13 protein-coding genes and 1 pseudogene are annotated in these 15,160 nt (G+C 63.0%); 2 read left to right on the forward strand and 12 right to left on the reverse strand.

Annotated elements, in window-relative coordinates; translation table 11 throughout:
- Positions 1 to 3: 3 nt before the first annotated feature.
- The 5 genes from OKW35_RS14245 to OKW35_RS14265 all read right to left on the reverse strand — a co-directional run bounded on the left by OKW35_RS14245 (position 4) and on the right by OKW35_RS14265 (position 6,227).
- Positions 4 to 2,682 (reverse strand): DEAD/DEAH box helicase, encoded by a 2,679-nt coding sequence (locus tag OKW35_RS14245; RefSeq protein ID WP_429552363.1) that lies wholly within the window; start codon positions 2,680 to 2,682, stop codon positions 4 to 6.
- A 20-nt stretch (positions 2,683 to 2,702) separates the two neighbouring features.
- Positions 2,703 to 4,424: a phage integrase family protein gene (locus OKW35_RS14250; RefSeq protein ID WP_429552364.1), complete on the reverse strand. Its 1,722-nt coding sequence runs from the start codon at positions 4,422 to 4,424 to the stop codon at positions 2,703 to 2,705.
- A gap of 50 nt (positions 4,425 to 4,474) precedes the next feature.
- The gene (locus OKW35_RS14255) at positions 4,475 to 4,675 is read right to left on the reverse strand and encodes a hypothetical protein (RefSeq protein ID WP_429552365.1); all 201 of its coding nucleotides are present in this window, start codon (positions 4,673 to 4,675) and stop codon (positions 4,475 to 4,477) included.
- A 90-nt stretch (positions 4,676 to 4,765) separates the two neighbouring features.
- Positions 4,766 to 5,071 carry a hypothetical protein gene (locus tag OKW35_RS14260; protein WP_429552366.1) on the reverse strand — a complete coding sequence of 102 codons (306 nt, stop codon included), beginning with the start codon at positions 5,069 to 5,071 and terminating at the stop codon, positions 4,766 to 4,768.
- A 22-nt stretch (positions 5,072 to 5,093) separates the two neighbouring features.
- Positions 5,094 to 6,227, reverse strand: a complete 1,134-nt coding sequence (locus tag OKW35_RS14265) for a hypothetical protein (RefSeq protein ID WP_429552367.1) — start codon at positions 6,225 to 6,227, stop codon at positions 5,094 to 5,096.
- Between the two features lie 318 nt (positions 6,228 to 6,545).
- Here OKW35_RS14265 and OKW35_RS14270 point away from each other — a divergent pair, with 318 nt between their 5' ends.
- Positions 6,546 to 9,224: a LuxR C-terminal-related transcriptional regulator gene (locus tag OKW35_RS14270; protein WP_429552368.1), complete on the forward strand. Its 2,679-nt coding sequence runs from the start codon at positions 6,546 to 6,548 to the stop codon at positions 9,222 to 9,224.
- Between the two features lie 55 nt (positions 9,225 to 9,279).
- On the opposite strand, the pseudogene OKW35_RS14275 reads toward OKW35_RS14270, so the two are convergent.
- Positions 9,280 to 9,378: pseudogene (locus OKW35_RS14275) on the reverse strand (transposase); the annotation flags it as partial.
- A gap of 51 nt (positions 9,379 to 9,429) precedes the next feature.
- The gene (locus OKW35_RS14280) at positions 9,430 to 9,900 is read right to left on the reverse strand and encodes a YbhB/YbcL family Raf kinase inhibitor-like protein (RefSeq protein ID WP_429354451.1); all 471 of its coding nucleotides are present in this window, start codon (positions 9,898 to 9,900) and stop codon (positions 9,430 to 9,432) included.
- 538 nt (positions 9,901 to 10,438) lie between these two features.
- Between OKW35_RS14280 and OKW35_RS14285 the strand changes: the two genes are divergently transcribed.
- The gene (locus OKW35_RS14285) at positions 10,439 to 10,633 is read left to right on the forward strand and encodes a hypothetical protein (RefSeq protein WP_184054110.1); all 195 of its coding nucleotides are present in this window, start codon (positions 10,439 to 10,441) and stop codon (positions 10,631 to 10,633) included.
- Positions 10,634 to 10,874: 241 nt separating this feature from the next.
- Here the strand turns inward: OKW35_RS14285 and OKW35_RS14290 are convergent, their stop codons facing one another.
- The 5 genes from OKW35_RS14290 to biuH form a co-directional block, all read right to left on the reverse strand.
- Positions 10,875 to 11,612: a GntR family transcriptional regulator gene (locus OKW35_RS14290; RefSeq protein WP_260335150.1), complete on the reverse strand. Its 738-nt coding sequence runs from the start codon at positions 11,610 to 11,612 to the stop codon at positions 10,875 to 10,877.
- A gap of 84 nt (positions 11,613 to 11,696) precedes the next feature.
- Entirely contained in the window at positions 11,697 to 12,095 is a 399-nt protein-coding gene (gene hpxZ, locus OKW35_RS14295; RefSeq protein WP_429552781.1) for an oxalurate catabolism protein HpxZ, read from the reverse strand.
- 5 nt (positions 12,096 to 12,100) lie between these two features.
- Positions 12,101 to 12,763 (reverse strand): cysteine hydrolase family protein, encoded by a 663-nt coding sequence (locus tag OKW35_RS14300; protein WP_429552369.1) that lies wholly within the window; start codon positions 12,761 to 12,763, stop codon positions 12,101 to 12,103.
- 43 nt (positions 12,764 to 12,806) lie between these two features.
- Positions 12,807 to 14,420, reverse strand: a complete 1,614-nt coding sequence (locus OKW35_RS14305) for an ABC transporter ATP-binding protein (RefSeq protein WP_429552370.1) — start codon at positions 14,418 to 14,420, stop codon at positions 12,807 to 12,809.
- Between the two features lie 2 nt (positions 14,421 to 14,422).
- Entirely contained in the window at positions 14,423 to 15,115 is a 693-nt protein-coding gene (gene biuH / locus OKW35_RS14310; RefSeq protein WP_090811211.1) for a biuret amidohydrolase, read from the reverse strand.
- Positions 15,116 to 15,160 lie beyond the last annotated feature (45 nt).

Here is a 15,160-nt window from a genome sequence, read left to right on the forward strand (position 1 = left end):
TAGTCAGGTTCCCTGCGCACGATGTATATCGAGCCTGACGAGATCGAGCAACTCCCGATCGGTCATTTCAGTCAGCAGCAGCTCCGCTCCGCCTTCGAGCACATCCTTCACCAGTTGCTGCTTCGTTTCGATTAGCTGGTCGATCCGATCCTCGACTGTGCCCCGGCAGACGAACTTGTGCACCAGCACGTTCCTGCGCTGGCCGATGCGAAAGGCCCGGTCCGTCGCCTGATTCTCCACGGCCGGATTCCACCAGCGATCGAAATGAATCACGTGGGAGGCAGCAGTGAGATTCAACCCCGATCCCCCTGCCTTGAGCGACAGCACGAAGAAGGGGGTCAATTCGTCCTCCTGAAAAAGCCTGACCAGCTCGCGCCGCTTTCCGACCGGGGTGCCGCCATGCAGGATCAATCCCTCGCGGCCAAACAGTGATCCCAGAAACGCCGCCAGGGGCTCGGTGGTTTCGCGAAACTGCGTGAATACGAGTACCTTTTCCTGCTTCGCGGCAATCACGTCGACCAGTTCCCGCAGACGCGCAAATTTGCCGCTGGCCTCAGGCTTCCATGCCGCGTCGCCGAGCCACTGGGACGGATGGTTGCATATCTGCTTCAAACGCATTAAGTAGCTCAGCACGATGCCCTTGCGCTCGATGCCTTCTGCACCGTCGAGCGCGGCGGCTAGGTCCTGGACCGCGCGCTCGTACAGTGCGGCCTGGACGGGACTCAGGTGACACCAAGCCTTGAGCTGAGTCTTTTCCGGGAGATCGGCAATGACATTCCTGTCCGTCTTCAGGCGGCGCAGAATGTACGGTCGCACGAGCGAGCGAAGCGGACCGAAGTGCCCGGCTTTCGCGAGACGCCTGCTGAATCCGGCGAAATCCTTCGCCGAGCCCAGCAGGCCCGGATGCGTGAAATCGAAGATGGACCACAGGTCCGCCAGGCCGTTTTCCACGGGGGTACCTGTCAGGGCGATGCGCGACTGCGCCTGAAGCTTCTTGACCTGCCGGGTCTGCCTGGCTCCGGGGTTCTTGATTGCCTGCGCTTCGTCGACGATCGCCAGGCGCCAGCGGATCGTCTCCAGCGCGGGTTGGCGAAGCAGCGCGCCAAAACTGGTGATGACGAGGTCGGTCTGGGCGAGCCGCACCTCATCGAGGCCGCGCAGGGTCTCGGCCGACGTGACGGAGGGGTGGGCAACCAGGACGCGCAGACCGGGCGCAAAGCGTTCGGCTTCCGAGGCCCAGTTGGCCAGCAAGGAGGCCGGCGCAACGAGGAGGCTGGGACGTGGATCACGCTGTTCGCGCTTCAGGATGAGGAGCAGCGCGAGGATCTGGATCGTTTTGCCGAGCCCCATGTCGTCGGCCAGACACGCGCCCAGTTCGAGCCGGCTGAGCAGGTAGAGCCACTGCACGCCCGCGTGCTGGTACGGTCGAAGCTGCGCATGCAACCCGGGGCCCGGCTCGACGCGCGCCAGGCCTTGCGGTTGACGCAGGTTCTGAAGGGTATCGGCCAGCCACGGACCGGCCACGACCTGCGCCCAGTTGTGTTCTTCAGGCACTTCGGCATCATTGCCCGGCACGCCTGCCAGCAGGCGTAGCGCGTCGTTGAGTGGGAGCCCCGATTGCGCGGCCTGCCCGAGATCTTCGAAGCGTTGCAGAAGACGGCCGAGCTTCCGGGTATCCACCTCGATCCAGCGCCCGCGGATCCACTGCAGGCCGTCGGCGCCCTTGAGCAGCTTTCGGACTTCGGCGGGGCTTAATGGTTCGCCCTCGAGCGAGACTGCCAGGTTGAAATCGAGCAAGGCATCCTTGCCGACGAGCGACGGCGGTTTCGTGCCCACACTGGCCGTGACGCTCGGCCGCGCGGGACGACCCGTCGTCCACGTACCGGGCAGCCGGACGATGATGCCGGCGGCCTCGAGTGCCGGCAGATCCTGGAGCAGGTGCCAGGCCTCGGTGGGCGTCCAGCGCAGCGGATGGTAGATCTCGCGCGACTCAAGCATGGAGTGCACCCAGTCGCAACACTCGGCCGCCCGCTGAACGGGGAGCAGCAGCGAAAGAAGCTGCGCCTTGTTGCGCGTGCCGGAAAATTCCTCGAGCGAGCGCGACAGGGGCTGATGCTGGGTCTTGCCATGCGCAGAGACGCGCGCCGTATAAGTGGCCAGAAAAGCGAAGGGGGCCTCAGGGTCTTTCCGGTTCTCGGCAAGATTGAAGTGGACCCGGCCCACCAGATTCCAGGTGGGGTGACGCGACCTGAGAAATGCCTGAAGCGAGCCGCCCGTGCTGGCCAGCTCCTGGCGCAGGGCGCTGCCGATCTCGCCCCACAGTGTCGCGAGCACTTGCGGCGTGAGATATTCGACGCCCGTCATGGGTGGGGCATCGTCGATCAGCCTCCCGATGTCCCGGGCGTCCGGTTCGGCGACTGCGATGTCCCCGTCTGTGGCCGTCGTGCATAACGCGGTGACGTAACGCATGGCGAAGTCGCGCCACCAGCCCCAGGCGGGGGGCAGTGCCCGTCCGATTACCGTGCTGCCGAGATAGAGCAGGCCGTGGCCTGCGCCGGCCTGGAAAGCGCGGTCGAGCGCGATGTCTTCCGGCACAGGGGGAGCATCGGTTTTCGGCACCGCAAGAAGATGACCCGTCGGCGTGATGTTGGGCGCAAGATGATCCGTATTGATCGAAGGCATGATGGTCGAAGGCGCTGATTTCACTGCAAGTCAGACGGTGTACGCTGTTTCCTGATGCGACGTCCAAAGGCCTCAGCGAACTGCCGGGCGCGCTTGAGGTCGTCTCCGCGCAGGTACATCGAGGTCGTTGAGATGGACGAGTGGCGCAGGTTGTCGCGTACGCTCGTCAGTTCCGCGCCGCGCGCGAGTGCATGATTGGCGTGGGAGTGCCGCATCCAGTGCGGGCTCGCGCGGCACAGTTTTTCCGCCAGCAGCGGATGATCACCCTCCAGCACGCCAGCGGCTTCCACGAAGAACCGGCGCATGACGCGCCACAGGTGCGCGCCCGTAATACCCGCGCCCTCATTCTCGCCGAGGCTGGCGAGGATTGGCGTCGCCGGGCTCCAGCGCTCCCGTGAGACCGGCAGCCGTCGTTCAAGCAGATATTGATCAAGCGCATCGGTTGCCAGCGGCGGTAACGCCACCCTGCCGGGTTTGCTGCCTTTGCCAATGAGGTGAAGCCACGACTCGCCGTGCCCGTCAGCACGGATGTCGCGCAGCACGGCCCCCACGAGTTCGCTCGCGCGCAGGCCCGTCGCGTAGCCGAAGTCGAGCAGGAAGCGCAGCCGCTGTGCGGCCGGTGCGGACCAGCCGTACGACCACTCGAGACCGTCCGCAAAGGCCCGCAGCAGCAGCCACTCGCCCTCGGTGAAGCCGCGCGTCGTGTCGAGTTCGGGGCGCAGCGCCGCGCCGCGAACCTTGACGCCGGCAAAGGGGTTGGCCAGCACGTAGCGCTGCTCGATGAGCCATCGATACAGCGCCGAGAGGACCGTCAATGCGTAGGCAGTCGAGCGCGCCGACAGGCCGCCTGTGAAGGGGCGCCATTCGACAGAATCACGCGGTCGCGGGGGACCGACCCAGCGTTCACGGGGCGAGGGACTGCGTACAAACGTCCGGTATGCAATCGCGTCGTCGGTTGTCAGCGACGAGAACGCGCGTCCTCGCTCGACGATGGCCCAGAGGATCAGCCGCTCGGCTTCCTTGCGGTAGGCGCGCTGCGTCGTGACTGTTTCGTGCAGCGCGAGCCACGCCTGCACGGCCTCGTAGTCGTTCGTGGCATTGAGCGTGCAGGTCTCGCGCGGGGCGCGCAACGTACCCTGCGAACCGTCGACTTCATGCGGCAGCCGTAGCTGCTCCCACGGCACGATACCGGCCGGCTGCGTGAGCGTGATCAAGGCACGGGCACTCTTGGTCAAGGCAGGGTGCGCGGCGAAGAACGCTTCGATGGCGTGCGCGCCGGTCGCCCCGAGCCCCTTGATCCGGGTCCACCACTGGCGCCGGCGCGGAATGCGTACCGTCAGATCCGTGAGCGTACGAATGCCGTGCGCATGCAGCGCCCGCACTGTGCGCGGCGCGAACCACAGCGCGACGTCGTCGGTCACTTGCGGTTGTGGTACGGGCAACGATCCAAGCGTCCTGATCGTGCGCTCGACCGTGCCCGCCCGTGCGTGCCGTTGCGTGGGTGTATGTTCGAAGACTGCCGCCAGATCGGGCCGATGCCGGCTATGCGCAAAGGCGATCAGTTGCCTGCGGATGTCTCCGATGAGACCCCGCGAGGAAACGCCTGCCGCCCTGCGCCCGCCCAGGTAGCGGGCCACGGCTGCGCGCGAGGACAGGCCCGCATACCAGCCGCGCAGGGCGGCAAGCGAGTCGGCATTGGGGAAACCCTGCCCAGCGGGCTCCTGGGTCTGACGCGTTTCCATGGTGCCAACTTTTCATAAAAGAAGTGAGTGACGCGATAATATAAATTATCTCACTGCTTCGAATTTTTAAAATTTTTCTCGAGCGCAAAAGACTGTGTGCCGCCTTGAAAAGGCGGGTGCAGGCGTGCCAGTTCAGCGGGCCGCACGAGTAGGGCGTGAAACAGATATTTTTCTCTGGCACGCATGAACCGCACAATGCGCGCCCATGCGCAGGCTGACCTCGCCAGATCTTGCGCCAGCCACGCGAACATCTGCTCCCGCCAGCGATCAGGAGGAAACTCAGCGGGACGGTGTGGTGCGTGGGCAAGCCATCCGGTCAGGCCCACGGCTGGCATGCAAGGCTAGTGTTCTGCCGCGCATGTGCGCGAGAAACCGTACCAGCTGATTGACCAGCCGAGAGCAGTCGCCTGATCGGCACTCATGTCCTGGGTGTGGGCGACAATCGCATCGCAGCGATTTGGCACGAACAGATACATCGGAGCAATTCGACGGAGATCACCAAAGAGGTCGCACCCGACATGCTTCAGAACCTGTTCGTATTCCAGAAAATCGTCGTCGAAATGCGGCCAGTCGTCACGAGCCGAGGCAATGACGCCAGTTTCCCAATCTTCGTCTGGTGACGGAACAATTCGGCCTTGATTCACCATGGCGAGCTTAACGCTACACCGGTCAGTGAGCTCCGCAAGTGAAGGTGGCGGTACTTCGTAAAGCCGGTTCAACAGCTGGATGCAGCGGGCCCAGCATAGCATCCGGATTTCGATGTCTGCGGCACATTGAGGCGCGAATCTTCCCGTGACCGGGGCGCGCGGCGGAAACCGGCATGGCGGCGACCGCCATCATCGCATCGGCGACATGGATCTGCCAGCGTTTGAAGATTCGGGCCAGCCGGCCATTGGCGGGTACGCAGCGGCCGGCGGAACGATTGAGTCCTGGCACCCATGGCGTGCCGCAGTAGGCGCACGCCAACGGATGCTTTGCCAGATTGCTGTTGAGCGTATACGGTATAGCCGCAGCGCATTTGTGGCAACCACCGCGCAAGCGAGATCCATGTACTGGGCATCGTTCGATAAATCGCCACTGAAACCACGCCGCGTGAAACCCCCGTTCAAGGCACTTGGGGCAATAACGCAATTCGATGGCCGCCCATGCCAGAGCGGGATGGCCAGAGGGCAGACAGAATCCGTCGAGCGCTGCCGCCTCCGCAATCTCAAGCAGGCTGCAGAGTCGGGAGGACACGAAACGGTCAGCGCGCCGAAGGTCCACGCCTGCACAACAGGTTTCATCGGCGCGTACGGCAACGAGGCTTGCCAGCGCGTGCAGCGACAGCCGGTTGAGCGCCGAGAATTTCGACAGTCGCATCCACATGGATTCGCCGTCGCTGCTCCATTCGGGACGGGTTGTGTAGCGTGCCGGGACGATGCGCGTTGGCAACACCAGCGGCTGCCAGGAGTGATCGCTCCAGTCAGGCGGTATGGCAGCGGTAATATTCATGACGGGGCGCGATGCCTGGCGCGGCGTGATGGTGGACCACATGGGTCGACTTGCTTTCTGCCCCAGCACATAACGACTTCGTTCGACCATCTCGTTCCAGAAGAGGGCGTCGAACTTCAAGGTTTCACTGTCTGGGGCTGAACCGAACAGCAGTGCGGCTTCGACCGCGGCAGTGAAGTATTTCATGCCGATCTCCACCGGCCCATCCAGATTCGCCTTGATGTGTGCGTCTTCGAATGCATCCCACAACCGGGCCGCGGATTCCGCGAGACGCAGCCCCGCCGCATACGCCTTTGGCACGAAGAATCGCACGTACGACTCGACAACATGCCTCTTGTGGCATGGCTCGAATGCATCACTAGCGGCAATCCAAGCATTTGGAGCGCGGACCGTCGGTGCGGCGGGGTCGCGGGTCTGATGTCCGTCTGCTGAGTGACCTGGACGGAGCGGCGTGCAATGGGTCGCAGCAATAGCGCTGGCATAATTTCGCGCTATTATTTCTGGATTGGGGGCCAGTAGAGGACAAACATGCATGCGTCTTCAGACAGTACCGATCGCCCATGGAGCGTGTCGCTGATTCAGACCAAGATGCTCCCGCCCCGTCTTCCGTCTGGCTGCGTGCAACGATCCGTGTTGCTTAAGTGGTTGCGTAAGCAGCCGGTTCGCAGCATCACCGTCGTGACCGCCCCGGCGGGGTTCGGCAAGACGACATTGCTTGCTGGTTGGTGTGAAGCGCTGTCGCAGCGAAAGCATGTTGTTGCATGGCTCAGCCTCGACGCAGAAGACGATGATCCGCAGCAGTTGTGCGCTTACCTGGTGGCCGCATTCGCCAGGGCCTCGGCGGAAATTGCCTCGCAAGCGCAACAGATCCTTAATAACGATCCGCTGACTCCTATCAGAACGGTCATTTCACTTCTCCTGAACGGGATCGCTGCATCCGGCAGGCGCGTTTTCCTCGTGCTGGATGACGCCGACCGTCTGACTGCGAAACCAGTTCTTGCGATTACTTCCCGTCTGCTTCGCTATGCCCCCGAGAACATGCATATCCTGCTCGGGGTGCGAGGTGAACCGGCCTTGATAGTTGGTCAGTTTCGAGCTCCAGAGGAACTAGTTCGTATTGATGTCGACGATCTCCGTTTTTCGATCGCCGATGCGCAGGCATTTTTTGACCGGACAGGCACCGTGCCGCTTGACCGGACCAGTGTTGAGTTGCTGAACGAGGCAACGGAGGGGTGGGTCGCTGGCTTGCAACTTGCTGCTCTTGCGCTACGCGATGTGGGCGATGCGGCCAAGGTCGCCGGTGCGCTGGTCGGAGTCAGCTCCGGAATCGATTCGTACCTGAACGATACCGTGCTCGCACATCTGCCGCTCCATATGCTGAAGTTTCTGCTGTATACGTCGATTCTTGAACGACTCGCCCCTGAGTTGTGCGATGCCATCATGGGCAAGGGAAGTGGAAGCGGGGGCGAGCTCGACTGGCTCGAGCGGCACAGCGTGTTCATCCGGCCGCTGGATGAAACACGGCACTGGTACCGCTATCATGCGCTCCTGTCCGACGCACTTCGTCGGCGCCTTCTTCGCCAGATGCCGCAACACGTCCCGTTGCTGCACCGTCGTGCGTCCCAATGGTTTGCAGGAGCACGTCTTTGGCCCGAGGCAGTCAGACATGCCTTGGCTGCAGGCGAACTCGAGCAGGCGGCACAGTGGGTTGAAAACTGTGCGACGGAGATGCTCGAGCGCGGTGAGTTGAACACGTTGCTAGGATGGATCGGAAAACTGCCACCGGATGTCATCCAGAAACGGCTTCGTTTGCGCCTGACGAAAGCATGGGCGCTCGTGTTCTCGATTCAGCCGGACGCCGCCTCAAGGGAGGTTGCTGCTGTTAACAACGAATTCTTTCGCGGGCGTCGCAAGGATACCAGCATGGTAGAGGAAGCGGCATTGGCGGAGATCAACGCGGTCAGCGCACTGATCGCCACCATGGTGGAGGAAAGCGAGCGGGCGCTCGAACTAGGGCGTGCTGCTCAAGCCTCAATGGCGCCTACAGCGCCGTGGGTGCAGCGCTGTGCGCAATTCGCGCAGCTCTTCGGCTTGATGCACAGGGGTAGGTTCGACCAGATACGTGAAATACGCGACGCCGTCGGCGAGCGAGTTGAACAGGGTCAGGAGCCCGACTACTCGGATATGTTTCGACGCTCGTCGTTCGGTGTTGCTGCATTTATGCATGGCGAGCTGTCTGAATCAAGGCGAATTTTTGAGGCGATGTTCCACCGCATCGAAAAAGCATGGGGCCACTCGTCATCCTGCGCAACCTGGGCGGCCAGTTGCCTTGCTGCGATCTACTATGAGTGCAACGAACTGCCTGAAGCGCGGAGGATGATCGCGGGCCGCACGACCGCTGCACTGGAAACCTCGCCGCTAACTGGTTTGATGCGCCATATACTGTCTGCAGCACGCTTGCTGTGGCGCGACGGGGAGATGGGTTCGGCGCTGGCTATTCTCGAAGACGGTCGACAGGCCGCCGTAACCCGACACTGGCTACGTCTGAAGTTGGCGCTGGATGCCGAAACGGTAAGATTGCTCCTTGTAGAAGGCAACGTTGCTCAAGCGAGACAGATCGCCGACGAGCTGAGCAAGAGCGTGCCAATGATGTGCGAAGGGCGGACTGGGTGCGCGGTAGACACCTGGACGAGCTATTGTCTCCTGCAGGCTCGCGTACTGATCGCCGGGAATCGTGCAGATGAAGCCGTCACGCTTCTCACACCTTTGCTCGATACTCTGGCTGCTACGGGCAGGCGCTATTCGGAGGCTGTGGTTTCCTTGCTGTTCTCATGCGCGCTCGCGCAATGTGGAGCGTCCGAAAAGGCGCTTGGTGCGCTCGAACGAGCGCTACGGCTCGGAAGGCAGAGCGGCATGATTAACAGCTTCGTTGATGAGGGGCCACCCGTGCGCGCGTTGCTACAGCAATTTCGCTTGGCTTCAGCGAATGTTTCCACGGCAGAAACGGCGTATGTCGACAGGCTGCTTACAGCTTTTGATGCCTTCGGCAACTCACCGGCTGTGTCGCCCGCGCATGTTGAGGCCGTGCCGCTGTCACCGGATGCTCTTAGTGCGAGGGAGTTTGAGGTACTCGAGTGCGTTGCCCGCGGTCTTTCGAACAAGGAAATCGGCCGGTCGTTGAAACTGGCACCCGAGACGGTCAAGTGGCATTTGAAAAATATCTTCGAAAAGCTCGACGTAAATTCGCGAATTGACGCCGTACAGAGAGTTTTTGGACTTGGGGTCGGAGAGGGCCGCGCGGCCATGTAGTGACGAGCCATATGCAATAGCCCTCACCAGATTCGGCGCGGACATCCCCAGATCGCCTGGACTTTTTTCTCAGAATCACAAGCGCAGCCGCTTCCGCCAGCGCCTTCTCCTTGCGCTGCAATTCCTTCTCAAGCTGCTGGATGCGCTTCTTGTCATCGACGCGGAATCGACAATCCCGGACAAGTAGCGTCCAGGGGTCTGCGTGTTACTTCTTGAATGTGCCGAGCAGTTCGGTGTGCTCCACGACATGGCCTTGCATCGCCTTTTCCAACGCCGCCTTTGTGGGCTTGTGAAGATCGGGCAGCACGGTGTCGAGCGCGTAGAGCTTATGGAAATACCGATGACGGCCAGTGGGCGGGCATGGGCCGCCATACGTGGTGCGATGGAAGTCGTTGGTGCCTTCAAGTGTGCCTGCCGGAAGCGCGCCCGCAGTGACGCCCTCCTGAACACCAGGAGCCGTCGTCGGGATGTTGTAAAGCACCCAGTGGACCCATGTCATCCGTGGCGCGGCCGGGTCGGGCGCGTCGGGGTCGTCGACGATCAGCACGAGGCTTTTCGCGTTGGCGGGTACCCCGGACCACGAGAGCGGCGGGGAGACGTCCGCGCCCGTGCAGGTGTAGCGCCGAGGAATCTCGCTTCCTTCGTGGAAAGCTTGTGAGGTGAGGGTGAAGGCCATGGTGCGCTCCTCGGCGTCAGCCCGCGCCGCCAGCTAGTGCTTGCGATGCATCCAGCTCATATGATGTGTATCGAGCCACTGACTCAGGCTCTCTCCCGGGTGATCGTGCCTGTAGCGCCTGGACAAGGCCGATGCAACGACAACGAGAACCACAAGGCCAACCCAAAAACTGATCATTGATTGAGCCATGGCAGCCTCCTTGGGGAATGCGACTATCCCTAAATTGTAGTCATTGGCGGCCGAACTGGCTCAACTCGAGAAGGCGGCTTACAGCCCGAACGGCTACGTCGACGATCCTCCCAATCTCCAGCGTGCCGAAACCCGTTTTTGCGTGATCGCCACCGCATCTGTTGCAGTGCGGCACTTCCCAATCGACCCAATATGCGGGACGACCCTGGATTGCCCCGCCGCTGCGCTGCCCCTACCATCAACTCCCCGCGCCATTGCAGCGAGCGCGCCATCGGCAGGCGACGTCAAAAGCGAGCGCCTCAGCCAACACAATCCATACAGCACCTACTCAAGCTATCAGGAGGCAAGCATGCTCAGCGCCCATGAATTTGCGACATTGATGCTGGTCAGGGACTCGGCTGACCACATTGCCGAGCGGGAAGAACTCGATACGCTGCTTGAACGTCAGCTCGTCACCATGGAGAGGCTTGCCGGCGGGGCAGTGCGACCTCGCGTGACGCAGGACGGCGATTCGCTCCTTCGTAACCTCGCGCGCATACACTGAGAAGTCGAAACCTGCCGCGTGTCGGCTGGGACTCGAGCGAGCAGCTAGCCTCAACCGGCGAACCGCGAAGTACCGACGAGCCCTCGGATCTTCGACTTCCTCGTAGTCGCCGGGGTGGAATGCCAAATTCTGCATGGAAAGTACGATTACCCCTTGAAGGGCGTCTCGAAGACATGAAGGCTGAAGGCTGTGTCCGGAGACCGCGCCAGATAGTTGCACCAAAGCCCCGGAAAGGCACTCTCTAGCTGACGAAGGGCAGCTTCTCGTCGCGCGCAGTCGCGAGCATCGACAGCGTGATCTTTCGCACCTCGAGCTTGCTTTGCGTAATGTGAGCGCGCAGCAGGATGGCAGCCTCGCCAAACTTGCCGCGATCGATGAGATGGAGCATCGCCGAATGCTCGTCGTACGTCGCGCTCGTGCGATGCGCCTTGAGAAAATCGAGCCGCCGCACGATGCGGATGCGCTCGGTCACTTCGTTGTGCACGCGCAGCATCTCATTGTTGCCGGCAGCACTCACGAGGCCGCGGTGAAAGCCCTCGTCGAGCACGAACATCGTGGCCGGACGGCTTTCGCGTTCCCGTTCGTCAATGCACCATACGGCTCGCAACGCATCCATCGCATCGTGTGGCGCTCCCGAGAGCCGCTCGAGCGCCGCCAGTTCGAGAACGATGCGCAGGTCATACAACTGGTCGAGTTGATTGAAGTCGATATCGCAGACTTTCCAGCCGCGCCGGAACCCCACCTCAAGATAGCCTTCGCGCGCGAGACGGAACAGCGCATCGCGCATCGGCGTGCGCGACACGCCGTGGTGTTGGGCAATGTCGTTTTCGGAAAAGCGGTCGCCGGGAAACAGTCGAAAACTGAAGATGTCCTGCTTGATGAGCTGATACACCTGCTCGGCAAGGGGGTTTGCGCTATAGGTCACCTTCGTGCCAGATGCTGCGGGGGCTTCGGCGGCGGCTTCGGTCAAGTCGTCCATGAGTCAGGTATCGATAACGTCGAGAGTGGTGCGGCGCGTCGGTGCAATGGTGGGCGACGGGGGCCGGCTCCCTATTATCCGCCCTTAAACGGGCTCGATGAGGCTCACGTGCGCCGCCACGATCGTCCAGCCGCCGAACATATCGTTCGCCTCCTGCAGCCGCGCCCAGGTCTGCATCTGGCGGCCCGTCAAAGGCGTGGTGTCGCTCGTGAACTCAGTGCTCACCGTCGCGTAGTCGCCGCCAAACGTCGTCACCACGGTGCGGTGCAACCGCCGCGAGCGGGGCACCGGCACGCAGGTTTCCCGCCAGCGGAGGATCGCGTCGCCACCATGCTGGATTTCGGCGATGCCATAGCGCACCGTTTCGGGTGCGTCCCAGAACAGGGCGTTCATCGTCTCGACGTCGTTGTCGACGAGCGCTCGCTCGTAAGCCTCGAAAGCTGCCGCGACCTGCGCGACGATCTCGGGCCGGTTCACTTCCATCGTCATCAGTCTGCCCCCAGCAGGGCGTCGAGCGAAGCGGTCCAGCCGACGATGCCGCCCTGCGAATGAATCATTGCAATCGTCGCTTCGCGAAACGCCGGTATGTAGCTTGCCGTCGCGTCCTCGACCAGCAGACACTCGTAGCCCCGATCGTTGGCCTCGCGCATCGAAGTCTGCACGCAGACCTCGGTCGTCACGCCCGCGAACACGAGATGCGTGATGCCTCGTATCGAGAGTTCCTCGCCGAGCTGCGTTGCGTAGAAAGCGCCTTTGCCGGGCTTGTCGATGACGAGTTCTCCGTCGATCGGCGCGAGCGTGTCGATGATCGCGTTGCCGGGCTCGCCGCGCACGAGGATGCGGCCCATCGGTCCTGCGTCGCCAATGCGCGCATCTGGCATGCCGCGCATGCGTTTGGCCGGGGGGCAGTCGGAGAGGTCGGGTGTATGCGATTCGCGGGTGTGCACGACCTGCCATCCCGCCGAGCGCGCATGCGCGAGCAGCCGCGCGACGGTCGGCACGATGCCTGAAAGCAGCGATACGTCGTTGCCGAGCGCCTCGCCAAAGCCACCCGGCTCGATGAAGTCGCGCTGCATGTCGATCACGATGAGCGCCGTATGACGCGCGTCGAACGTGAACGGCGCGGGCTTTGCGCTGGCGATGGTTGTCATCGCGACATTTCTCCGTTTGGGTTGTGTATCGTTCGCGCGCCGCTCAGGCGCTTGCGTGCAGCTCGGCCGGCTCAGCCGTCTGCGGCCTGCCTTCGTCGCCATGGCCCGCCATGTAACGCCCAAGCACCACTCGATCCGCCTCGTTTGCTGCAGTCTCGTAGACGAGACGTCCCTCGGCCATCACCACGATCCGGTCGGCAAGCTCCAGCAGTTCGTCGAGATCTTCGCTGACGAGCAGCACGGCCGCACCGGCATCGCGCGCCGCGAGAATGCGGGCGTGGATGTCCGCGACGGAGGCAAAGTCGAGTCCGAACACAGGATTCGCGACGATCAGCACGTTCACTGCGTGCCCAAGCTCGCGAGCCAGCACGGCGCGCTGTACGTTGCCGCCCGACAGCGAGCCGATGGCGCGCTCGGGCAGCGCAGGCCGCACGTCGAATTCGGCGATCAGCCGCTCGGCGCGCGAGCGCATGGCGCGACGATCGAGCCACCATCCGCCGCGCCGCAGCGGCGCGCGGTCGAAATCCCGCAGCGCCATATTCTCGGCCACGCTCATGCCTGCCACGCAAGCATTGCGCAGCGGCTCCTCGGGAAGGGCGAACACGCGCATGCGTGTCATCTCTTCGCGCGTCGCGGCATAGGGCGAACCTTCCACGGCCATCGCGCCCGACTGGGCCTTGCGCTGCCCGACGAGCGCTTCGATCAGTTCCTTCTGACCGTTGCCGGAGACGCCCGCAAGCCCGAGGATCTCGCCCGCGCGCACGCTCAGCGACGCCTCGCGCACGGCAGCGTGCCCACGCTCGTCGACGACCGAAAGGCTCGATAGCGAGAGCCGCACCGGAGCGTCGGGCGAGTTCGGCCGGCGCGCAGGCCGGAACTCATCGGTGTCTTCAGCGGCGCCCTCACGCGTTTGCGCGCTTGCGTCGCTGCCCATCATCCAGGCGGCCAGCCGGTCGCGGTCGGTGTCGGCCACCGCGCAGGTGCCGACGAAGCGGCCCTTGCGCAATACCGTGACGTTGTCCGAATAGGCCATTACCTCGCGGAACTTGTGAGTGATCATCAGCACCGTGAGGTCACCGCGCGAGGCAAGCGTGCGCATGAGGCCGAGCACTTCGTCGGCTTCCTGCGGGGTGAGCACGGAGGTGGGCTCGTCGAGAATCAGGAAGCGCTGCTCCAGATACAACTGCTTGAGAATTTCCAGCTTCTGCTTTTCTCCCGCCGCGAGTGACGAGACCGGCGCATCGAGTTCGAGGCGAAACGGCATGCGGCGCATGAAGGCGTCGAGCGCGTTGCGCTCGGCCGCCCAGTCGATCTTCCATGACAGGTTGCCGCGCGCAAGGAGCAGGTTCTCCTCGACGCTGAGCCCCGCCGCGAGTGTGAAATGCTGATAGACCATGCCGATGCCGAGCGCTTGCGCATCGCGCGGGGATGCGATGCGCACCTCGCTTCCATCGGCCACAATCGTGCCGTGATCGAGCGGGCCGTAGCCCACGAGCCCCTTCACGAGCGTGCTCTTGCCTGCTCCATTTTCGCCGAGCAGCGCGTGAACCGTCCCGGGCGCAACCCTGATCGAAACGTCATCGAGTGCGCGGAACGTCCCGAAACTCTTGCTCGCGCCGATCACCTCGACGCCGAGCGCGCGTGTCGCGGTGATCATGGTCACTGCTCCAGGGCAGCGACGAGCGCCGCCGAACTGGACACCGTGCCGAACACGCCGCCCTGCATCAGGACCATGTTCAGCGCAGCGTCATGGTTGCCCTTATCGGTCGCGCCGCAGCAGTCCGCGAGCAACGTGCATTCGAAGCCGCGGTCGTTTGCTTCGCGCATCGTCGTGTGGACGCAGACATCCGTCGTGATGCCCGTGAGCACGAGATTCGCAATGCCGCGCGTGCGCAGGATCAGTTCGAGGTCCGTCGCGCAGAATGAGCCTTTGCCAGGCTTGTCGATGATGATTTCGCCCGGCAGCGGGGCGAGTTCGTCGATGATTTCCCAGCCCGGCTCGCCGCGCACGAGTATCCGGCCGCATGGCCCCATGTCACCGATGCCGAGACCGTTCGTGCCCGCCTGGCGGCTGCGCCAGCGCTTGTTCGCCGGCAGATCGGACAGATCCGGCCGATGCCCTTCACGGGTGTGGATGATCGTGAAGCCGAGTTCGCGCATCGGCCCCAAAACGCGCTTGATCGGCTCGATCGGGGCGCGCGTGAGCGAGAGGTCGTAGCCCATTTTGTCGACGTAGCCGCCGTAACCGCAGAAGTCGGTCTGCATGTCGATGATGACGAGCGCCGTGTTGTCGGGGCGCAGATTCCCGTCGTAGGGCCAGGAATAGGGACGGGCTTCGATGGTACGGGTCATGTTGATCTCCGGTCGCGCGCTACGCGAGCGCGGGCGATTCTGGAT

It is taken from the genome of Paraburkholderia sp. MM5477-R1, assembly GCF_050436385.1.
Taxonomy (GTDB): domain Bacteria; phylum Pseudomonadota; class Gammaproteobacteria; order Burkholderiales; family Burkholderiaceae; genus Paraburkholderia; species Paraburkholderia tuberum.